Genomic DNA, 21,909 nt, shown 5'->3' with positions numbered 1-21,909 from the left:
AAAGGAATATTTGGAATGGGATGTTGTGGTGGTGGTGGTGGACATTTATCTAAAAAACATAGTGATTCTCATAATGCTTTTGCAAAAACGACTGTCTGGACTTGGCTGATTGGAATTGCAGCAATTTTCGGAGTACTTTATTTTTTCAACTAAACAGATTAAAAAAAGGAGAAATTGTACATGTCAAATATGATTAAACGTTCTAAAATAGCTAAAAACATTACCGAGTTAATAGGAAAAACCCCTCTTGTCCGTCTGAATAGGATCAGTGATGAAACAGGAACGGAAATCCTGGCGAAATTAGAATACTTTAATCCATTAGGGAGCGTTAAAGACCGCATAGGACTTGCAATGATCGAAAACGCAGAAGAACAAGGTCTGCTAAATAAAGAAACTGTTATTATCGAACCAACGAGTGGGAATACAGGAATCGCATTAGCCTATATCTCTGCAGTAAAAGGCTATCACTGTATTCTTCTTGTTATGCCAGATACCATGAGCATAGAGCGACGAAAATTACTGAAAGCATTTGGGGCAGAGCTCGTCCTGACAGACGGAACAAAAGGTATGAAAGGTGCCATTGAAAAAGCTTATGAAATAGCCGATGAAATTGAAAATTATTTTATTCCCCAGCAATTTAGCAATCCGGCAAACCCAGAGGTGCATCGGAAAACAACAGCAGAGGAAATTTGGAATGATACAGAAGGAAAAGTAGACATTGTGATCAGCGGTATCGGCACTGGAGGTACTATTACCGGAATATCAGAAGTTCTAAAAGATCGAAAATCTACCGTTCTTTCTATAGCCGTTGAACCAGAGTCTTCTCCTGTTTTATCAGGAGGAATCCCAGGGTCACATAAACTTCAAGGAATCGGAGCCGGTTTTATTCCTGAAGTCTTGAATACCGAAATCTATGATAATATTATGAAAATCACCAATGAAGAAGCCTTTGAAGCGTCAAGACGAGTTGCTAAAGAAGAAGGAATTCTTGTCGGGATCTCTTCTGGCGCTTCTATTGCCGCAGCATCCCAGATAGCGGAATGTCCTGAAAATATAGGAAAAACAATAGTAGTAATTCTCCCAGATACAGGTGAAAGATACTTGTCAACTGAATTGTTTCAGGAATAAAGTGTTAACATAGAAAAGAAGAGGCCTCCTTATATTTAATTATGAGGAGGTCTCTTCTTGCGCTTTAGACAAAAGGTTTATGCATAAAATAGGATAAGTGCAGGCACCTTGTTCAGTTCTGCAGCAAATAACCCTAAGCCTCTAAAAGTAAAAGCATTTTTGAGGCATAGGGTTATTTTTTACAATGGTTAAAAACCCGTTGGACTTTAAAAAATTATATCTTAGTAAAAACTTTTGATTTTTCAGCCGAGAATCTGTTTTTTTAACACTTGTTTAATTTTTTATTCCTACTATTGTTTCAACTTCATCCTTTCCCCAAGTAAAACTTCTTGAAGGAACTTCATCAATGTCCATTAATTCAAGTGTTATACTCCGATTTTCGTTAACTTCTCCTTTCCAACTTAAATAACCAACTGTATGATGAGAATCCTCACTAACTATTTGCCAATCAAAAGTTCCTAATGTATCATTCGTCGATCCAAAAGAAATCTTTCCTAAATCTTTTAATTTATAAGAAGGCAAATCGCCAGTATGTGTATTTAATGCTATTTTAAAAAGAAGAAAATCTGATTTACTTTTCTCAGGTAATAGTGTAGCTTCAACATCAACCTTACCTTGTGCATCCGTTTTTGGCATTGAGTTTTCTGTTTCTAAACTAGTTTTTTTATTATTTTTATCCATGCTCACTTCTCCTGTCTTCTCTTTAAAAAAGAGTTTTGACAACGACAATTGGTCCATATAAAACCATCCTATAAATAAAACAAGAATTGTTCCTCCAAGTAAAAGCAAAACTGTTTTTTTATTCATTAGAGTTTCTCTCCTTCAACTCGATAATTTCCTTATTATATTCCAATAAATGTTTGCAGATATCATTGAATAAAAATGAATATTTCGTGACGATTACTTTTAATTAGATTTTCAGTATTATTCCAAAAAGCCAATGTTAATTTCTGCACAAAAAATGCATAATTTTTCTGTAAACTTTTTCTATCTTAAAAATATCTCAAAGGGAGTATAAATAATGTCTTTTAGCTTTCCTAATATAATCCAAAAATATAAAACAGATTCTGAATCCGTTTACCAAACATGGTTTATTAATAATGACGAGCGGTTAAAAGCATTCCGAACGATCAAAAATGCGATAAAAATGGTTATTGAGGAAATCGAAAATAATACATTTCCTTGCGATTTCAAAGGTTCCTCCTTGGAAGTTGCCGTTTCAGCCATTGCTGAACAAAAACAAATTTTTGAAGGAGCCGCACACGCTTTTTACTGGAAACCAAAGCTAAGAATACCTGATATATACGAAAATGAGAGAAATAAAAAAGACTTTGGCAGATTCCTAAAAAGTTGTATGCAACATAACAATGAAATACAGTTAATAAATGAAATCATTAAACTTAATCAAAAGAAGATAAAAGGGCTAGGACCTGCTGTTGCGAATATATTATATTTTCTACATCCAACTATCTTTCCTCCCTTTAATACTAGTATTGTGAAAGGATTCAATATTCTTTTTAACCAAAAACTGAAGCTTGGTTCGTGGGAAGATTATTTGAAAATGAGAGAAATAATAATCGACTATAATGAAAAACAGAGTTTATTACTTTCTAAGGACCTCGGAGCAATAGGAGGTCTACTATTTGAGATTGGCAGTGGAAGGCAAATCATACAGGAAAACCTTATCATAGTATCAGAAAATTTATTAAAACAGGAACAAAAAAACAAGAAGAGACATTCAGAAGTATTGAAGGATTTACAAGAAGCTAATGACCATTCCGAAATGCAGTATTATTTAGCAAAATTGGGAATCTCTCTCGGCTATCATGTATGGATTGCAAAGAATGATCATAAAAGAGAATGGAACGAACATAAGCTAGGAGAATTTTCTATTCCGAAACTAGAATTAGATAGTATTCCCTCGACTGTTAAAGAAACGATTTCCTTAATAGATGTACTTTGGGTTAATCATGAGAATAAAATAGTTAGTGCTTTTGAAGTGGAAAAATCTACTTCTATTTATTCTGGAATACTCCGATTACAAGATTTATCTTTTTCTCTAGAAGATTATCATTGTAATTTTTATTTAGTAGCTCCAAACAAAAGAGAAAAAGAAATAAAAGCACAATTATTGAGACCCTCATTTCAACATAATCAAATGTGTACTATTTCTTATATCTTATTTTCAGACCTACGATGTGATTGTGAGGCAATGTGTAAATTCGGAAAAGATATAACTGTTCTGGATCAAATTGCGTATACTATGTAAAACTATCAAATTAAATTCTACGCTAGTATCTACACCATTTAATATTTTTTATGAACATATTATAAAGTGTTTGGTTTCTCCTACTATTTTTTAGACATACGAACTTACTAAAGTAACTAATGGCTCTTCCACGCTGCAAGATATGGCCGGGATGAGCTATTTTTTTTCATTATAGAAGGAACTTTCAATCGATTTAGCCTTCTTCCTTCATTTTTATATGACTCCTCTTTAGTCAACATAACCTATTGTGTTCACTTGCTGTTCATAAATAGATGCTAATATAGAAATAAATAAATTAGGAGGACTATGAATGAACAAACAAGTTAACATTCTTGTCATTGAAGATGATCCTTACATATGTGATTTGATCACTTTATACGCTGAAAAAATCGGGTATATAGTTAGAATTGCAAATGATGGACTAACAGGTTTAGAAATGTTTTATGATTTTCCTACTGATCTTGTCATTCTAGATATTATGCTGCCTAAAATGAACGGTTGGGACGTTTGCAAGGAAATAAGAAGATTTGATAAAACACCTATTATCATGTTGACTGGAAGAGGAGAGAGCTACGACAAACTGAAAGGTTTCAACCTAGGAACGGATGATTACTTGGTGAAACCCTTTGATCCCAACGAACTAATGGCACGGATAAAAGCAGTGCTGCGGCGAGCCAACCTAACGTTAAATGCAAATGAGATTATTGAGCTTCCCTTATTAAACATTAATCTTCAACAATACAAAGTGACCTGTGAGAAAAAGGAGATCATCTTGCCGCCCAAGGAAATGGACTTGCTTTATTTTCTTGCCTCACATTCAAATCAAGTATTCACACGCCAGCAGTTGGTCGATCAAATATGGGGGTTGGATTTTGAAGGAGATCCGAGAACAGTCGACGTGCATATAAAAAGGATCCGAGAAAAATTAGGAGATTCCAACCCTTACTGGAAAGTAAAAACCATAAGAGGAGTCGGATATAAATTTGAGGTGGACAACCAATGATTCGAATAAAAAGTATTTTTTTAAAGCTGTTTATCACGTATATCGTCATATTAGTTCTATCGCATATATCTTCCTATTTGTTATTTCAGAACAATCTGACTAACATACATCTAAATTCAGATCGTAACCAAATACATCAAATGAATTACTTATTTATCTTAGCCTCTATTATTTCAATTGTCATTACAGGCTTATTTGCCTACTACCTTTCTAAAAGAATTACCGCTCCACTTCGGGAAATGAATCAGGTTGCCCTTCAGATCGCTAAAGGACAATTTGATCAAAGAGTCAAAATCAGGACTCGTGATGAACTTGGTGAATTGGGCGAAACGTTCAATTATATGGCTCAGGAGTTGGCCGGTATGGATCAGATGAGAAAGGATTTTGTTGCCAATGTTTCCCACGATTTGCGCTCCCCTCTTACATCAATTCATGGATTTGTCAGGGCGTTTCTTGATGAAGCGGTTCCCAACGAACGAAAACTCTATTATTTTACGATTATGAAAGAACAAACCGAGCGAATGATTAAGCTGGTTAATGATCTTCTCGATATGGCTCGGTTAGAAGCAGGGCAACTCGAAATCCGAACGGTTATCTTTAACTTGTCGGAGCTTGTTCGCCAAGTTGTGGCTCGCATGGAACCTGAATTTGTAAATAAAAAACTAAATGTGGAATTGATATCTGAAGAATTACAAGACATCTACGTATTTGCTGACCCGGATCGGATTGATCAAGTGATTGTCAATTTGATTCAAAATGCCTTACAATTTTCCTCACCCGATAGTTCCGTCGAAGTACTTTTAAAAAAAGAAGAACAAGCAGTGGTTTCTATTCGAGATTATGGCCCAGGAATCAGCCAAGAGGATATTGAATCTATTTGGGAACGATTTTATAAGGCAGATAAATCCCGAACTAAAAAGGTAGGTACAGGGCTTGGCTTGGCTATTGTGAAGCATATATTATCCCTTCATCAATCCGACATTCAAGTGGAAAGTGAAGTAGGAAAAGGTGCTACCTTTACTTTTATGCTACCAATAGCTCCATTTAAATCAAAAGAATAAAGAGGCAATTCCTTGTTCATCTTCCGTTCATAATGCATTGCTATACTGTTTTGGAGATTATGAAATTAAAGAGGAGGACATCTTAATGAAAAAATTAATATCAGGACGTACAGCAGGGCAAGACACAAACAAGCCTGCCCCCGAATCTCCCCACAGTACACCGCGTTGGGTGAAAGTGTTTGGGATCATTGTAATTGTCCTAGTTTTGCTAGTTGTCATTATCATGATCATTAGTGGTGGTAAACACGGCCCTGGTCGTCACTTAAAATTTGATAACGCTAGTAGCCAGTCATCGCCAGTAGAATACGAGGGGCAACAGCTATGATCATGACATCCCGCCTTCGTAAGTTTGCTCTCACAGTACATATTACTTCCTCGGTCGGCTGGATCGGCGCGGTAGTTGCCTTCCTAGCTCTCGTTGTTGCCGGTCTGATCACCCATGATGACCAGACAATACGTGCCTTCTGGATTGCGATGAAGTTGATCGGCTGGTATGCTATCGTCCCATTAGCCCTCTCCTCTCTGCTAACCGGGCTTATCATGTCACTATGTACCAAATGGGGCCTATTCCAACACTATTGGGTCCTTTTCAAATTGCTGCTAACCATCTTAGCTATCATCGTCTTGCTGCTAAACATGCAGACAGTGAGCTTCCTAGCAGGCGCAGCAAAAGAGATGGGAAGTACCGATCTTGTCATCGGGCTGCGGAGCGAACTCCTTCATGCCGGTGGCGGCATGGTAGTGTTGCTCGTAACCACGGTACTGTCGGTGTACAAACCAAGAGGAATGACCCGGTATGGGCTGCGTAAACAGCAAAAATAACGTAAGATGTCGTAGCGTTTCCTGCTCGTCCTCAATTGAGCATACCCTGTCCTAATTTGCTAGGTGACAACCCTATAGTAGAGATATTTTCTAATGCAAAAAGGATTGGTTATTATTTCTACCAATCCTTTTTGCATTAGAAAGATTTAAAACCCTTTACATAGATCAGGAATTTCATCTCATACTATACTGAAAAGTGGAATTGTATTTTTCTAATTACATAATGGTTTTATTTTCCTAAAACACCTATGAGAATTGATACTACAACAATCACAAACCAAAATACTCCATATATTTTCCAAGATATTTTATTTTTACCTTTATTATTTGAACAACAACTCATGAACTTTTGTCCTCCTTTTTTCACGTTATTTCAAGGAACAAGCAAACTATATAGAAATATACTGGGAGGAATAAATTAAGGAAACAAGTCTAAAAATTGATAGATAAATATTTTACTTGCTCTTAATTTAAAGTATACAAAAAAACAACTACAATAAAAAATATTTTTACATTTTCATTCAAATATTAGGATAGATATAGGATTTCCTATATTACTTGGGTAAAAACCAACTTCCCCAATTTTTAAATCTAGCTATTCCGTTAAAAATTTTTTTCTTTGTTTATACTCTTCTTCGTTTATTTCACCTTTTGCAAAACGTTCTTTTAAAATCATTAAAGGACGATCATAAATTCTACTGTTCTTCATTAAAAGACGAGCTACAATATACACAACGGCTCCAATAAGAACAATTAAAAGAAATATTCCAATAATCATCATAATGCACATACCTATCATCATTGAATTGTTATTCATCATCATCATATCATTCATCATTATCGTGTTTCACTCCCGTTTAATAACATCTCTGTTTCTATTGTTTACAAGAGTTAAGATAACGATACAAAATACGTATTTAACATCGCATTTTATTTTTTTGCATTCATTTAATCTAATTTCCCCAATATATCTTTTATCTCAAGAAAATGTTTTTAATCATATAACCACAGAGACAACCCTAGATTTCTCCGTAGAACTGAATTTTTCTCTAAAAGAAAAAAAAGAGTGTACAAATAATCCACTCTTTCCACCTTCAATCAATGTTTTTTACATTGCAGAAACTAATAAAAAAGGATATCTACTATTTATGAGACTCTGTCACTGAAACTGCAATAACTGTTTCTGTAATCGGCACAAATCTCATAAAGAGCTCACTACAATTTTATTCAATCTAAAAAATGATTCCTGTTACATTGATATCTTGTTGTTCTTTTTAGGTAATTCTTTGAGCGCTACTGTAAAGTTCTTCTTTTCTTTCATTGATTGGATTTCCTTCGAAAGAATCTGGTTTTGTTCAATCAACTCACCCATTTTTATTTGAAGGTTCTGTAATTCCGCAGCTGACAATTGTTGATGATCTGATTCTGTACCTTTATTTTTATTTTTACTAAACATCCCCTTCATACAGAACAGCATCATCAAAGGACATGCTAGCAAAAGTAAAGTCTGAATCCACGCCATTTTGTTCACTCCTTTTTAACTTTATAATTGAAGTATAGATTATAAATGTGATGAAACATTGTACAAAATAAGTAGAAATCAAGTGGTTTATGACCAAATTTCATAAATTTTTTTCCATACTATATTCCCGATTCATATTTTATATACAGAATTTCGATTGTTGAAATATAAAAATTTCTAAAATAACGGACCAGTTTCTGACTCAGACTGGCCCGTCCCGTTTACTTCACTAATTCAGCTTTTATTTTTTCGTACTCTTCAAATGGAATTTCTCCACGAGCTAAACGAATTTTCAGCAAATCAAGAGGACTTAAATTTCCTGCTGGTTTATTATTTGCCACTTGTTTTTTATTGTTCGTCGATCCACAGCATCCCATCTCTAATCTCTCCTTTTCTTATAAAGATGATGTTTGCTTAGATTTTAAGTCATTATCTTTATCTTTAGATGAAGCTTTTTTATCTTGAGAAGATTCCATGAATTTATCACAACTTTTCATCATTTTTTTTCCTTCTGGAGAATCCATGTCATCCATCATTTTGTTCATATTTGGATCTTCCATCATCTTCTTCATGTTGGACATACTTTCATTATCCATCATTGTTGACATATTGCTAGTTTTCATCATCTGATTAGTTTCATTATTAGAATCCGCAGCAAATGCCAGTTTTCCTGTAACCAAAACAGCCCCCAATGAAAGCACCACAGCTGCAATTTTCATCTTCTTTTTCATCTTCACTACCTCCTTCACTTGATGCTTTTAGTATAAGCAATAGATTTGTTCAAACTTTGTGGAAAATTTGAAGAATGTGTGAAGTTCATTCATGAATCTCTCCTCTTTTTTTTCATAACGTAATAAATGACTCCTCCAATAAGGAACGGTATCCCTATCCAAAGGCAAATTTGGAGAAGATTTGTGAAATAGGAATGAATGGAACTGGTATCCATCATCCACGTTGCGGACATGGTCAAACAGTTTAATCCAATCACAATCAATACTAAAACAATGAGCCAGTCTAGTCTTTTCATGACTCTCCCTCCATTTTTTCTGTATCCAATGAAACAGGGAACATCATCTCAAACCGAGTCCCTTTTCCCATATCACTAAACGCTTGGATAGAACCTCCTTGTTGTTCTACCAGGTTTTTAACAATCGCCAGCCCTAGTCCCGTTCCCCCAAATTCACGTGAACGGGATTTTTCCACTCGATAAAACCGCTCAAAAATATAGGCTAATTCGTCCTCTGGAATTCCAATTCCTGTATCTTCTATTGAAATCTTCACTGCATCATTCACATTCGATATTTTTACTGAAATTGTCCCTAGTTCTGTGTAACGGATAGCATTATCCAATAAGTTTATAAAAACCTGCGCCATGCGATGCCCATCACAATAGACAAACGGAAGATTAGGTTGTATATATGCTTGCATATCCAATCCTTTTTCTTGTGCTCTCCATTTTGTTTTTTGAATAGCACTATCCATCACTTCTGATAAATCGATCCATTCAAAGTGGAAACCAATCTTTCCCTCTTCCATTTTGGAAAGTTCAAACAGATCTCCTATTATTCTTGTAAGTCGGATAGACTCTTGATAAATGATATCAAGATATTGCTCTTTTTCTTCTTCTGTCTCATACAACTTCTCCTTTAAAACTTTTGCGTATCCCTCTAAGCTAGTCATCGGCGTTCTTAGTTCATGAGAAATGTTTGAGAAAAATTCACTTCGAGATTCACGATATTTTTGTAAGTCGAAAGCCAAATCATTAATGGCATGGGCTAACGAGCCTATCTCATCCTTCGATGGCGGAGTGACACGTATAGTCAAATCCCCTTTGGCAATCTTACGAGTGGCTTTTTCCATTTGAATCAAAGGATCTGATAATTTTTTTGAGAGGACATACGTAAATCCTATCGCAAGAAAGAAAGCACCGATTCCCGATAACCATAACATGCTGCGTATTTTTTCAAGAGACTGATCAATCGCTTTAACAGAGGAAACAACATAAACCCCTCCATAAAATTGGTTTTGAGAAATAATTGGCTTTCCAGAAACCAGATACCGTTGATTGTCAACAAGATCTTTAAATTCTTTTTCTACGGATTTCCCTTGTGATAGATTTTTAAGTTCATCAACTGGTATCGAGGAGCCTTTTACTAAACTGTGGATACCTGAATTTGCAATAATAGTTCCTTCTGTGTCAACGATATATAGCTTTATATTAGAGAATTCTGCCATCATCTCCAACATGAAAGGAGTTTGCGGATTTCTGGAAGTTTCGATTGATTCAGCATAGCGCGAAGATAGTTCCTCAATCTCTGTTCGTACTTCCTTGTAGTAAAATCCAAAAAAGAACCGATCGATAACAAATCCAAGGGGAAGTAACACCATCAAAAAAAGCAAAAGGATGGCTATGCCTAGTTTCAACCCAATACGATTTCCGATCATTTTCTCTCCTCTGCCCATTGAAATTTATACCCTACTCCCCATACTGTTTGGATAGGGTTAAAGGACAACCCTGCTTTTCTTACTTTTTCACGTATATTTTTTACATGTGTATCTACTGTGCGAAAGTCCCCAAAGTAATCAATTCCCCATACCATTTCCAACAAAGTCTCACGCTCAAAAGCCCGACGAGGTTGTTCCGTCAATAAGAGCAGCAATTCAAATTCTTTAGGGGTAAATTCTACAGGATGTTCTTGAACCAATACTTGTCTACCTTCAGGATATATCGTTAGGTCTAAATAGGTAATCGTTTTTTGTACGGGTGTTGTCTGTGAGATGCTTGATCTTCTCAAGAGTGCAAACGCACGAGCCATTAATTCTTCTGGATCAAAGGGTTTCACCAAATAGTCATCTGCCCCTTCTGTTAATCCCTTCACCTTATCTTTTATCTCTGTACGAGCCGATAACATCAAAATAGGCGTATTCTTTGACTCTCTGATTTTCTGACACACTTCCCATCCATTCAAATCCGGCATCATGATATCTAAAATAATAAGATCAAAAGAATATTGGTCAGCTAATTGTACTCCCTCATATCCATTTTTAGCCTCTTTCACCTCAAAACCATTTTTGGTAAGATAAATACGAAGAAGATTTCGTACATTCCATTCATCATCTACTATAAGTACCTGTAATTTATTCATAAGAATCCCTCATATCCTACTTTTTTATGTTTAGTTTCCCTAATTGAGTCCATTTTAGCATCACTAAAGGATAAGTACATTATTTCAATCACATGTTTCTGGTATTTTGCACCTTTTGATAAGTAATAGGTAACGCCCCTATGCCAAGTAAAATGGCTAAAGCTACAATAAGTCCCTAAGACCGCACAGGAAAATTTCCTATTTCAAACAAAATAACCCTCATGTTGTACCTTCTCGTTCTTTTCATCACATGTAATTATGCTAACAAGAAAATATGAAGAAATGGTGAAGAAATATTATAAGTGGACGAACAAAATTAGATTGAGAAGATGAAAAAAGTGCAGAAGGAAAAAAGGCAAACCATCAAAAAGAACGCAAAAGATGTACAAAAAAGAGTGGGCAAGAAACTCACTCTTCGTACATACAATCAATGTGTTATGCCTTGTTAGGAGTTATGATCAAGCTTCTCACAATCGTTCTCATTAGAAGCTCATTTTTTTCTATTTTGAGTCCAGCTAGGTGAATATTTTTTAATGTTTCTCTATTGATATTCGCCCCCCAGAGTCTTACAGTTACTGGATTAAGCAAGTCCATAGCTAACCCAACCAGATTGTTTTCGCTTCTCATATGTTCCAGCATATAAATGCGTCCTGATGGTTTACATACTCTTCTTAACTCTTTTAGACCTTTTACAGGATCAGGAACGGAGCAAAACACACATGTAGATACCACCGAATCAAAAGTATGATCTGGGAATGGCAGCTCCTGTATATCTGCTTCTATTAATTCAACTGGAAACTTACATTCTTCTTTTGATGCCTTTTCTTTCGCATATTTAAGCATGCCTTCACTAAAATCAACTCCCGTTAGAGACTGAATTTGTTTTGGATAAAATTTCAAATTCGTTCCTGTCCCAATCCCTACTTCAAGCACTTTTCCAGAGACTTGAGAAAGTAGCTTTATTCTCCATTGTTCTTTAATCATCCGATCCATTAAATCATAAATTTTAGAAACCCGGTTATATCTCATTTTGATTTTTTCATTAATAGTGGGATTCAAAAATATCACCCGCTTTCTACTAAGTAGCTTTCTTTTATTTTCACATAAAAATATAGAGAAACCATGCATATTTTTTCTCTTTTAAATCTTTTTCTAACTTTCTTGCATGGCCTGTCTCTGCAAGACATATGATGTAGCAAGTAAAGGGGAGTTGATTAAATGAACTGATTTTATTACTTTGTACTGATTACTCTTTTATTGGTGACAATTTTAACTGTGACGATGGCTTTTTACTTTAAAACAAGATTAAGAGGAATGATAAGGATGATTCTATCAATGGCAACGGCCATGAATGTTGGATTAACATGCGGAACCTTATTTGGTTCACTTTTTAAAGGCAACCTTTTTCAATCTACTATCCTCTCCATTCTTATTGGTATTCTTGCAGGAACAGCTTGCGGTTTAACTCTCGGGATACTCCCTGCACTTGAAGGATCTATGTCAGGAATGATGGGTGCTATGTTTGGGGAAATGATTACTTAAAATCAATCTGTTACCATGATAAATATTTTTCTTACCCTTTCAGTCAGTACATTGCTATTGTTTCAAATCTTATCAAAACCATACAAAAAAGAAACAGATTATGATAAGAAATGGCTGTTTAAACCTCTCTTTACCTTTTTCTTTCTCGCAGCCTACTTGCTTTTTGGTAATCAGTTGGATAAACAGTCGACTCTATCAAAATCAAATCCTTACAGTGAAGATGGACACGAAAATCACAACAACCAGGAGTTGCAAAGGAATCAGAACAAAAGGAATTGACGTAAAAAGTATGACTGGACCATTATTTTCCTATAAAAGGTCACCCAGATGTAAAGGGAGACCTTTTCCCCTTTTCCCCTTTTCCATTTCAATACTTCCCCTTCTTTATTGGTCTTCAACTATTCAAATCTTCTAAAATAGCAATGACCTCTTTTACCGAATCTGCTGACTTATCTAAAGCTATTTTTTCTTCCATACTTAAATCTAATACAATGACTTTCTCCATCCCGTTGCCGCCAATAATCGTTGGGACTCCTAAATAAATGCCTTTATAACCATATTCCCCCTCTAAATAAGCAATAGTAGGAAGAACACGTCTCTGATCTTTTAATATAGATTCGCAAATGTTAACCAATGATGCTGCTGGTGCGTAATAAGCACTTCCATTCCCCATTAAGTTTACAATTTCCCCTCCCCCTTTACGAGTTCGATCAACGATTGCTTCAAGCCTTTCTTTCGGAATAAGATTTTGAAGAGGTATGCCTCCTGCATAAGAATATTGAAGCAACGGTACCATATCATCGCCGTGTCCACCTAGTACAAAACCTGTTATATCTTTCACAGAAAGATTCAACTCTTGGGCAACAAAAGTTCGAAAGCGAGCGGTGTCAAGAATACCTGATTGACCTATTACTCTATTTTTAGGAATACCTGATTCCTTGAATACTGTATAAGCCATAGCATCAACAGGATTTGTTAAAACAATAATAAAGCAGTTTGGTGAATATTTTACAATTTCATTTGTAACATTTATCATAATCCGTTGATTGATTTGAACTAAATCATTACGATGCATCCCAGGCTTGCGGGCAACTCCTGCAGTAATCACTACAATATCTGAATCCTTCGTATCTTCATAATTAGCCGTTCCTGTAATTCTAGCATCAAACCTTTGAATTGGACTTGCTTCAAGCATGTCCAGTGCTTTCCCCTTTGTTGGATTTTCCATCTGTGGAATATCCACTAATACAACATCTCCTAATTCCTTTTGTGCCAATAAAAAAGATGTTGTTGCTCCAGTATATCCACTACCGATAACCGATATTTTTTTTCGTTTAATCGCCACAACCTTATTTCCCCTTTTTTAATATATAAAGAAGAGCAATGAAATAAAATTTTCCAATGCTCTATACTTATTCCTTACTTAATCTTTCAATTTTCCTTTTTCCATTAATGATTCCCAGTTTTGTCCACCATCAACGCTTAACAAGAGGTTATTTTCAAAAGTCACTGCAACTATCTTTTCTGTTTTCTTAGGATGAATAGCAATATAGGAAACGGCATCCTTGTTAAGATCAAGTCCGATTTTTTCCCACGTTGCCCCATTATTTTTACTGATCATCATTCCAGCCTCCCCCTCAGTTATAGAGTAGCTGATCAGATCATAGGAACCCGGAATGACACTTAATGCAGTAATTAACCTTTTTTCGTATACGCTTTTCCATGTTGCTCCACCATCTTCTGAACGATAAACACCTGCATTCGTACCAGCAAGCAATCCGTTTTCATTGTTTGGAAGGGAAAGCAGTGAATAAATACCTTGCAAATTATTCATTAAACCAGTTCCTTCTACCCTCTCCCAGCTTTCTCCTTTATCAGTACTCTTATAGATTCCCGCTTTATAATCTCCGCTTCCCATTTGAATGACACCATACATAATATTTGGATTCTTTTCATTTGAGGTTAGAATGTGAAAATCAACTTCTTCTCCTAATGCTTTCGCCTCCCAATTTTCCCCATTGTTTTTACTTTCCAGCAATCCGAGCGGATTGGGCAAATCAGAAGTTTGTCCTGGATGTCCGCTCGTCAGCATTGTTCCATCCGATTGTAGATGAAATCCCATAAAATCAAAATCATCTTTCCCAACAAATGACCACTTTTTTTCACGATCCTTTGTCACAATCATTCCATTGTGGGAAGCCACATAGATCAAGTCGTCTTTTGAATAAGCCACGCCATGAACATGTTCCACGTTATATCCTTTATCCAGTTTTTTTGAATCCTCTTTTTCACCATCAGAACTACACCCGGAAAGGAGCAATCCTACAGCTGTCATTCCTGCCAAAAGCTTTAATTTCATTTTTTCTCCTTTCTTTTTACACTCGATGAACCATTGGCAATGAAAATAAGTAGAGATTTGCCACAGTTAAGAGAAGCATAAAAGCATAGTATGGAGCTAATTGTTTAAACGAACCCTTCTTACCGATGCGAAAGACCGTATAAATGGAACCAACAAACCCCAATATGATAATAGCATATTGAATCCACTGAACAGATGAGACAGATGCCAAGCTCAAATCACCGCTCAAGCTGGCTCCAAATAACGCCGCTGAGTTAAACCAAATCGCTTTCCCCTCCGTTAAAATATGAAATAGATTATGAGCTAAATGTCCAGCTAAATCCAAAGGAATAATCGCATAACCAAACCGTACGAAGTTTTCTTTTACCTTTTCTTTATCTCCTTTTAACATACTAGCTAGTTTTGCTGTTCCTAATAATAAGAGAATAGGAAGTATCATGGAAATGACAAAAGCAACGGTAAAGTTTACAGTATAGTTTGTTGTACCTGTCAATGAACCAATCACTCTAAGAATATCTTCCCAAATCTCTAACATCGTAATGTTTTGTACAAATACAATTCCCATAATGACAGCCGCAAGAGAGGCATGTTCAAGTTTCGGTTTCTTAATGCTCCATATTTCCTTGGTCGGTACACGAGGAGAAATTCTAATCGAGTTATTAGGACAAGATTTCACACAATTTCCACATAAATTACATTCAGCACTTGAATCCATCGTCCTAACATATTGAAACATTGGACATCCTTCTACTTTTTCATTTCCTTTAAAACATGACTGTGATTTACATGTACGGCATATTTCTGGTGTCCCTCTTAATTCCAGCATTCCCGAGCGTGAGTAGTTTCCTGCTAATCCTCCTAGAAAGCAAAGCGTTTTACAAAACGTACGCCGTTCATATAAAACAGATGTCGTGACTACCATTGTCACAAGTACAAGCAGCAAATAGCCTGAACCTCTTGGTGATTCTACAATTCCCCACACATGGTCGCTCCATGTAATCATGATAAAAAACAAATCAATGAACCAAATGCCGTATTTCTTTAGAAACTTTGGCATTCGCTTTTCACTTCCGGCAAATTTTCGAACGAGGTCGCTTAGTTTTCCAAACGGACAAACGGCACACCAAAATCTCCCTGCCACAATAAAAAGAACGGGAATAATCGGCCACCACAACACCCATGTCATCGATGTGCCAAAATTAGTTTGTGGACTGACTGTACCTACTACTAATTGAAAAACAATGATGGAAAAAACAACAAAAGCTGCCCATTGAAAAATACCGGGATACCATCTACTCTTAATAAACGCATTGATTATTGGAATATTCAATAAGTTAATCGGTTGATTAGTTTGTTTATGCTTTTTGTCCAGTAGTGACATCTATCTTTCCCCTCTTTCTTATTCTTTTATTCCAAAACCCTATAACTAAAAATAATAGGTTAATGGCTCCAAATACGCTTAACACTTTGTAATTAGGCGGGGTTTCTTTGATGTCCTGTTCTGAGTGGTTATGCCCTCCTTCTTTACCAGCACCAGATTCATTGTGTGCCGTACTCCCTGTTTCATTTGTTGTATTTCCTTGTTCTTCTGAATTCATCGTATGACCTTCGTGGGAACTACCTTCATTCATAAACATTTCCATATCATTTGAAGAATTGGTTTTGTTTGCGTTCCCTTCATCAGCCAAAGCAATGGAGCTAGGAAGTAATAATAAAGACGTGATTAAAATCAATTTAAATTTCAATATACTCACCACCTACAATGTAATTTTTGTATATTTCTATTTTCAGAAAATACGAACAATGTAATTCTAATAAAAGAATTTGCAGAATCTATGGTTATTTTATGGAACGTTTATGACTGTATTATGATAATGATCACTATCTTATTTTCTTTAAAGCTGGTATCGCATCCACCACATGCCTTTGAATTGCCAGTTCTTCTGGGGAGAATCCTAAAGCGAGACCAATTAGCTGTGGCAAGTGAAGGATTGGAATCGTAATATCTTCATTAAACCCTTTTTGTGCATCTGGCTGGTATGCATCCAGCTGCATTTGGCATAAAGGACAAGGAGTAACAATACAATCTGCACCTGCATATTTAGATGATAAGCAATTTTTCCCAGTCAGGTTCATCACTTCTTTCTCGGCCGGAAATACGGCATGAAAACCACAACATGCTAGCCTTTGACCAAAATGAACACTCTCAGCTCCCAAAGCATCTGCCACCATTTCCATTGATTGTGGATTCATATGGTTTTCAAATCCCATTACATTTGGCGGCATCAGAATATGGCATCCATAAAAATTGGCAACTTTAAGGTCTGTAAGTGGGCGTTTAACTTTTTTCTTCAAATTTTCTAACCCATAATCTTGAATCAAAGCCCATAATAAATGGGTTACTTCAACCGTTCCTTTATATTTAATACCAGCCTTCCCAAGCCCTTCATTCACTCTAGTACGCAACTTCTCGTTCTTATCCATTTTAAGTTTCGCTGTACGAAGCATTAATGTACAGGTATTACATACAGTCAATAATTTATCTACTTTCAAATCCTCAGCAAGTGAAATATTCCTAGCGTTAATGGATGTTGCTAAAAAATCATCTACGTCCTGGATATGACTTGCCCCACAGCAGGTCCAGCCGTTAAGTTCAATTAATTCAATTTCTAGAGCAGCTGCTATCTTTTTTGTAGAAATCATTAGCTCTTCGGCAGCAGACTCAAGTGTACAGCCTGGAAAAAAAGCGTATCTCATTGTTTGTTAACCTCCTTTGCAAAATGGTAGATTTCTCTTACTCCCTCGATACCTTCAACTGCTTTCGGTATATGAAACGGATTTATCTTCCCTTTTTTTATCATTCTTATCGCAAACGGAACCTTTCTCATTGCGGTATTGACAAGGCCATCTGTTTTGATAGGTAGCATCATTTCATTTAAACGTCCTTTATTCCTGACATCATCATGAAAGGCAAAAGCATGTTTTGCACCTTGATTTTTCACTTCTCCCATCTTGATTGACTCTTGTCTCAAGTAGGCAATTTGATCAGTCAACGGAATTCCTTTCGGGCATTTTGTTACGCACTGCATACAATGCATACATTTCCATAACTCCTTTTCATAAACTGGCTGAATATGTTCTTCGGGACACTTATCCCTTGAATCAACGGCAAACCGGTATGCTCTGTTTAAAATGAATGGATCTAAATATGTACCATCATTTAAGGAAAGTTGATTACATTCAGAAGAACAAACGCCGCATAAGATACAATCGGTAGGAACTGCGATTTCGTGATAATCATCTTCACTCTGAATAAATCCGGTTTCTTTGCTTCCTTCCACAGAAGGAAGTAGCCAGGGCTTCACTTGTTCCATTTTTTCCATCTTCGGCTCCCAAGCAATAGCCAAGTCCTTTATTACTTCAAAATTCTTTAAAGGTTTAAAAGTTAAATAGTTTGTTTGAAACGTTTCAAGCACTTCATCCAGTGAAGTCTTACAAGCCAGAAAAGAATGATCATTGACTCTAATTGCACAACTACCGCAAATTGCATGGCGGCAGGCTGAAGTGAATACAAGGCTAGGGTCAAGCTTTTCTCGAATAGACGTTAAAGCCCATAGGATCGTTTTCCCCTTTTCATATGGAAGCTGATAATTCTGATACCATTCATCTCCCCCATCAAATCTCTTAACTTTAAAATATAATGTATTATACATTAGTATTTTCGCTCCTCCGGTTGATATTTTGTAATCTTCACCGGGCTATATTCTAAACGATAATGGTCTCCTTCTTGATATATCAATGTATGTTTAAGGAAATGGACATCGTCACGATTTGGATAATCAGCCCTTGCATGAGATCCCCTACTTTCTTTCCTATTTAATGCACCCAATGTAATTGCCTTTGCCAACTTTAGAATATTTCCGATTTCGACATAGTTAATAAATGCCATATTATATTTTACGGAGGAATCCTCAATCACGGCATCCTTATAATCTACCAATAATTGAGACACTTTTTCATAGGAAAGCTTCATTTCGCTCTCTTTGCGGAAAATGCCTACATTGTTCCACATTGTTTCGGCAAGTTCATCTCGAATCTTAAACATATTTATTCCAGTCTTTTTCAAGCGGATTGAATGGAACTTCTCTTTCCATTTTTCTGTTTCATCCATCAATTTTCTCGTCGTTGTGAAGGAACGTTTTTTGGCGCTTTCCTTCGCCCCTAATCCAGCATACTTTCCAAAAAGTACTACGTCAGCCACTGAATTGCCGCCAAGACGGTTTGCTCCATGAATGGAAACGCTGCAGCACTCACCTGCAGCATGGATTCCATCAATTGGTGTGCTGCAAGTTCGATAATCACTTATATGAATACCTCCCATTGTATAATGACAACTCGGGCGAATTGGAACTGGTTCTATAATGAGGTCCACACCTTCAAAATCCATGGCCAGTTCCCTTACTTGTGGCAATCGCTCCATTATTTTCTTTTCACCCAAATGGCGAAGATCCATTACTACATAAGAATCCATGGCTTCCCCAAAACCACGGCCTTCTTTAATTTCTGTCTCAATTGCCCTTGAAACGAGGTCGCGCGGACCAAGCTCCATTTTATCCGGGGCATATCGGGCCATAAACCGTTCCCCATTTCTATTAATTAAATATCCACCTTCCCCGCGACATGCTTCTGAGAGAAGAATACCGGTAGATGCAAGGCCTGTTGGATGGAATTGGATAAATTCCGGGTCTTTTAAAGGAATACCCGCGTTAAAACAAGCAGCCGTACCATCCCCCGTCATATTGATTGCATTAGTCGTTCTGCTCCAATAAACCCTCCCAAATCCTCCTGTTGCAATGACAACGGATTTCGCCTGTATGGCATGTATTTCACCGCTCCGTATATCCATAGCGATGATTCCTTCAAAATTTCCATTATCTACTGCAAGCGACAGAAGATGCCAATCATTATGAAATTTTACACCATTTTTTAGACACTGTTCATAAAGAGCATGTAAAATGACATGTCCAGTCTTATCAGCAGAATAGCAAGTTCTTGGACTTGATGCACCGCCGAACGGACGCTGGGCGATGCGACCATTCTCATCCCTTGAAAAGGGTACCCCGTAATAATCTAATTCGGAAATCACCTTTGGCATATTCGTTGTGAAAAATTCTACTGCGTCCTGGTCAGCCAGGAAATCACTTCCTTTTACCGTATCCATGAAATGGCTCTCAGGTGAATCATTTGCATCTCTGTAGCTCATTGCTGCATTGATACCGCCTTGTGCGGCCCCAGTATGTGAACGTGTCGGAAAGATTTTTGAAATACAAGCGACACGCAAGCTTTTATCTTCACTGGCTGAAAGGGACGCCATCATTCCAGCCCCTCCAGCGCCTACAATTACAACATCATAACTAATCATTTTTATTTCACCTCCTTATAGTGTTTAAGATTCTACTCTGTATTTTTCTACTCCAATCTCGTACAAGTCGTTTCCTTCACTGTCAACAGCCACTATACAAGGGTAATCCTTCACTTCCATACAACGGATTGCTTCAGGCCCCAGTTCATCAAAGGCGACTATATCTGCCTTCTTAATTGTATCGGCAATGAGAGCAGCAGCTCCGCCAATTGCTGCAAAATAGACCGCTCCGTTTTTCTTTATCGATTCAATTACTTCTTTGCTTCGTGGACCTTTACCGATCATGCCCTTCAACCCCTGTTTCATCATTTGCGGCGAGTAAGGATCCATGCGACCGCTAGTTGTTGGTCCACAAGATCCAATCACTTTTCCTGGCTTGGCAGGAGTCGGACCTGCATAATAAATGATTTGCCCTGCCACTTCAATCGGAAGAGGCTTGTTTTCTTCCAAGGCTTCTACCATTTTTTTATGAGCTGCATCACGTGCAGAATAAATGATTCCGGAAATTGACACTTGGTCTCCTGCCTTCAAATCTTTAATTTGATCATATGTTAATGGTGTGGTTAATTTTTTTATGGTTGTCATAATGTTCCCCCCCTTATAATATCGCTTCTTTATGACGTGCTGCATGGCAATTTAAAGTGACACAGACAGGCATCATGGCAATATGTGTTGGATAGGTTTCAATATGAACGGCAAACGCTGTTACCTTACCTCCGAACCCTTGTGGTCCAATTCCAAGTTTATTGATCCGTTCTAACAGTTCTACTTCCATTTCTGCATAAGCAGAGTTTGGATTCTGTTTACCCGCTTTTCTTGCCAATGCTTTTTTCGCTAATAATGTACATTTATCCATTGTTCCACCAATTCCAACTCCAACAATAACCGGTGGACAGGGATTTCCTCCTGCTTGCTTGATAGTATTCACAATAAAGTCCTTGACTCCTTCAATGCCTTCAGCTGGTTTGCACATTTTTACTGCACCCATATTCTCGCTTCCTGCTCCCTTAGGGAGAACCTCAATCTTCACTTTGTCTCCTGGAACGATTTTCATATGGATAACAGCTGGGGTGTTATCACCTGTATTTTTTCGATCTAAAACAGGGTCAGAGACGACAGATTTGCGCAAGTACCCTTCTTCATACCCTTGACGCACTCCTTCATTAATAGCCTCTGTTAAATCCCCGTCCACAATTCGGACGTCCTGACCAACTTCAACAAACACAACAGTCATTCCAGTATCTTGGCACATTGGTGCATCCTCTGCCCTAGCAAGTTTGATATTCTTAAGAATTTTCTCAAGGCTATATTTTCCAAATTGAGACTCTTCTTTTTTAAGACCAGTCATAATCAGGTTTTCCACATCTTTTGGAAGATCACAAGCAGCATGTATACAAAGATCTCTGATCGAGCTGCTTACTAGTTTTACAGATATTTCACGCATTTTTTCTCCTCCTGTTATTGAGATAGACTCTCGGCATTTGCCGAGCTAGATAGGACAAGGGTTTCCTTCCCCCATCCAAATGATTTCCCTCCTACTTTGTAGGAGTTTTTTTATTTAGAGCAATATTTCGAATTGGAAATGAATTGTCAAAATATTGTAGCTAAATCCAACGAAAAACACTTGACTTTTCA

General features: G+C 36.9%; 26 protein-coding genes. 8 read left to right on the top strand and 18 right to left on the bottom strand.

Annotated elements, in window-relative coordinates; translation table 11 throughout:
* Positions 1–15 precede the first annotated feature (15 nt).
* A complete protein-coding gene (locus AC5LWL_RS05720; protein ID WP_493433424.1) occupies positions 16–153 on the top strand; it encodes a hypothetical protein in 138 nt (45 codons plus the stop codon).
* 27 nt (positions 154–180) lie between these two features.
* Positions 181–1,128 (top strand): cysteine synthase A, encoded by a 948-nt coding sequence (gene cysK, locus AC5LWL_RS05715; protein WP_493433423.1) that lies wholly within the window; start codon positions 181–183, stop codon positions 1,126–1,128.
* A 273-nt stretch (positions 1,129–1,401) separates the two neighbouring features.
* Here cysK and AC5LWL_RS05710 read toward each other — a convergent pair whose 3' ends face one another.
* A complete protein-coding gene (locus AC5LWL_RS05710; RefSeq protein ID WP_493433422.1) occupies positions 1,402–1,935 on the bottom strand; it encodes a hypothetical protein in 534 nt (177 codons plus the stop codon).
* Between the two features lie 214 nt (positions 1,936–2,149).
* On the opposite strand from AC5LWL_RS05710, the gene AC5LWL_RS05705 reads away from it, so the two are divergent.
* The 5 genes from AC5LWL_RS05705 to AC5LWL_RS05685 all read left to right on the top strand — a co-directional run bounded on the left by AC5LWL_RS05705 (position 2,150) and on the right by AC5LWL_RS05685 (position 6,283).
* Positions 2,150–3,397 carry a type II restriction enzyme NmeDI-related protein gene (locus tag AC5LWL_RS05705; protein ID WP_493433421.1) on the top strand — a complete coding sequence of 416 codons (1,248 nt, stop codon included), beginning with the start codon at positions 2,150–2,152 and terminating at the stop codon, positions 3,395–3,397.
* Positions 3,398–3,707: 310 nt separating this feature from the next.
* Complete coding sequence (locus AC5LWL_RS05700; RefSeq protein WP_493433420.1) at positions 3,708–4,400, top strand: response regulator transcription factor; 693 nt, start codon at positions 3,708–3,710, stop codon at positions 4,398–4,400.
* A complete protein-coding gene (locus AC5LWL_RS05695; RefSeq protein ID WP_493433419.1) occupies positions 4,397–5,461 on the top strand; it encodes a sensor histidine kinase in 1,065 nt (354 codons plus the stop codon). The genes AC5LWL_RS05700 and AC5LWL_RS05695 overlap by 4 nt, the downstream gene beginning before the upstream one ends.
* Positions 5,462–5,546: 85 nt before the next feature.
* Positions 5,547–5,786, top strand: coding sequence for a hypothetical protein (locus tag AC5LWL_RS05690; protein ID WP_493433418.1), 240 nt, complete (start codon positions 5,547–5,549; stop codon positions 5,784–5,786).
* Entirely contained in the window at positions 5,783–6,283 is a 501-nt protein-coding gene (locus tag AC5LWL_RS05685; RefSeq protein WP_493433417.1) for a DUF2269 domain-containing protein, read from the top strand. The genes AC5LWL_RS05690 and AC5LWL_RS05685 overlap by 4 nt, the downstream gene beginning before the upstream one ends.
* A 595-nt stretch (positions 6,284–6,878) precedes the next feature.
* Here AC5LWL_RS05685 and AC5LWL_RS05680 read toward each other — a convergent pair.
* From AC5LWL_RS05680 to AC5LWL_RS05645, 8 genes are all read right to left on the bottom strand, one after another.
* Positions 6,879–7,121, bottom strand: a complete 243-nt coding sequence (locus AC5LWL_RS05680; RefSeq protein ID WP_493433416.1) for an SHOCT domain-containing protein — start codon at positions 7,119–7,121, stop codon at positions 6,879–6,881.
* A gap of 411 nt (positions 7,122–7,532) precedes the next feature.
* Entirely contained in the window at positions 7,533–7,805 is a 273-nt protein-coding gene (locus AC5LWL_RS05675; protein WP_493433415.1) for a DUF2933 domain-containing protein, read from the bottom strand.
* A gap of 221 nt (positions 7,806–8,026) precedes the next feature.
* Positions 8,027–8,182, bottom strand: a complete 156-nt coding sequence (locus AC5LWL_RS05670) for an SHOCT domain-containing protein (RefSeq protein WP_493433414.1) — start codon at positions 8,180–8,182, stop codon at positions 8,027–8,029.
* 18 nt (positions 8,183–8,200) lie between these two features.
* Positions 8,201–8,536 carry a hypothetical protein gene (locus tag AC5LWL_RS05665; RefSeq protein ID WP_493433413.1) on the bottom strand — a complete coding sequence of 112 codons (336 nt, stop codon included), beginning with the start codon at positions 8,534–8,536 and terminating at the stop codon, positions 8,201–8,203.
* Between the two features lie 89 nt (positions 8,537–8,625).
* On the bottom strand, positions 8,626–8,832 hold the full coding sequence (locus AC5LWL_RS05660) for a hypothetical protein (protein WP_493433412.1): 207 nt from the start codon (positions 8,830–8,832) through the stop codon (positions 8,626–8,628).
* Positions 8,829–10,250, bottom strand: a complete 1,422-nt coding sequence (locus AC5LWL_RS05655) for a HAMP domain-containing sensor histidine kinase (RefSeq protein ID WP_493433411.1) — start codon at positions 10,248–10,250, stop codon at positions 8,829–8,831. Before AC5LWL_RS05655 ends, AC5LWL_RS05660 begins: the two co-directional genes overlap by 4 nt.
* Positions 10,247–10,951, bottom strand: coding sequence for a response regulator transcription factor (locus AC5LWL_RS05650; RefSeq protein WP_493433410.1), 705 nt, complete (start codon positions 10,949–10,951; stop codon positions 10,247–10,249). The genes AC5LWL_RS05655 and AC5LWL_RS05650 overlap by 4 nt, the downstream gene beginning before the upstream one ends.
* A gap of 435 nt (positions 10,952–11,386) precedes the next feature.
* Entirely contained in the window at positions 11,387–12,010 is a 624-nt protein-coding gene (locus tag AC5LWL_RS05645) for a class I SAM-dependent methyltransferase (protein ID WP_493433409.1), read from the bottom strand.
* A gap of 264 nt (positions 12,011–12,274) precedes the next feature.
* Here AC5LWL_RS05645 and AC5LWL_RS05640 point away from each other — a divergent pair, with 264 nt between their 5' ends.
* Positions 12,275–12,493: a hypothetical protein gene (locus AC5LWL_RS05640; protein ID WP_493433408.1), complete on the top strand. Its 219-nt coding sequence runs from the start codon at positions 12,275–12,277 to the stop codon at positions 12,491–12,493.
* 394 nt (positions 12,494–12,887) lie between these two features.
* Here the strand turns inward: AC5LWL_RS05640 and mdh are convergent, their stop codons facing one another.
* The 9 genes from mdh to AC5LWL_RS05595 all read right to left on the bottom strand — a co-directional run bounded on the left by mdh (position 12,888) and on the right by AC5LWL_RS05595 (position 21,718).
* Positions 12,888–13,838 carry a malate dehydrogenase gene (gene mdh / locus AC5LWL_RS05635; protein WP_493433407.1) on the bottom strand — a complete coding sequence of 317 codons (951 nt, stop codon included), beginning with the start codon at positions 13,836–13,838 and terminating at the stop codon, positions 12,888–12,890.
* A gap of 78 nt (positions 13,839–13,916) precedes the next feature.
* Positions 13,917–14,852, bottom strand: a complete 936-nt coding sequence (locus AC5LWL_RS05630; RefSeq protein WP_493433406.1) for a F510_1955 family glycosylhydrolase — start codon at positions 14,850–14,852, stop codon at positions 13,917–13,919.
* Between the two features lie 16 nt (positions 14,853–14,868).
* Positions 14,869–16,233, bottom strand: a complete 1,365-nt coding sequence (locus tag AC5LWL_RS05625) for a 4Fe-4S binding protein (RefSeq protein ID WP_493433405.1) — start codon at positions 16,231–16,233, stop codon at positions 14,869–14,871.
* The gene (locus AC5LWL_RS05620; protein ID WP_493433404.1) at positions 16,208–16,597 is read right to left on the bottom strand and encodes a hypothetical protein; all 390 of its coding nucleotides are present in this window, start codon (positions 16,595–16,597) and stop codon (positions 16,208–16,210) included. The genes AC5LWL_RS05625 and AC5LWL_RS05620 overlap by 26 nt, the downstream gene beginning before the upstream one ends.
* A 136-nt stretch (positions 16,598–16,733) precedes the next feature.
* Complete coding sequence (locus AC5LWL_RS05615) at positions 16,734–17,609, bottom strand: CoB--CoM heterodisulfide reductase iron-sulfur subunit B family protein (protein ID WP_493433403.1); 876 nt, start codon at positions 17,607–17,609, stop codon at positions 16,734–16,736.
* On the bottom strand, positions 17,606–18,565 hold the full coding sequence (locus AC5LWL_RS05610; RefSeq protein ID WP_493433402.1) for a succinate dehydrogenase/fumarate reductase iron-sulfur subunit: 960 nt from the start codon (positions 18,563–18,565) through the stop codon (positions 17,606–17,608). The genes AC5LWL_RS05615 and AC5LWL_RS05610 overlap by 4 nt, the downstream gene beginning before the upstream one ends.
* A complete protein-coding gene (locus AC5LWL_RS05605; RefSeq protein WP_493433401.1) occupies positions 18,565–20,274 on the bottom strand; it encodes an FAD-binding protein in 1,710 nt (569 codons plus the stop codon). Before AC5LWL_RS05605 ends, AC5LWL_RS05610 begins: the two co-directional genes overlap by 1 nt.
* Before the next feature lie 24 nt (positions 20,275–20,298).
* A complete protein-coding gene (locus tag AC5LWL_RS05600) occupies positions 20,299–20,859 on the bottom strand; it encodes a Fe-S-containing hydro-lyase (RefSeq protein WP_493433400.1) in 561 nt (186 codons plus the stop codon).
* Positions 20,860–20,872: 13 nt separating this feature from the next.
* Positions 20,873–21,718, bottom strand: coding sequence for a fumarate hydratase (locus tag AC5LWL_RS05595; protein WP_493433399.1), 846 nt, complete (start codon positions 21,716–21,718; stop codon positions 20,873–20,875).
* Positions 21,719–21,909: the final 191 nt, after the last annotated feature.

The sequence above is a fragment of the Niallia sp. WK069_GA_01 genome (genome assembly GCF_983173855.1).
Note: the sequence above shows the minus strand (reverse complement) of the source record. Positions and strands in the feature narration are given on the sequence as shown.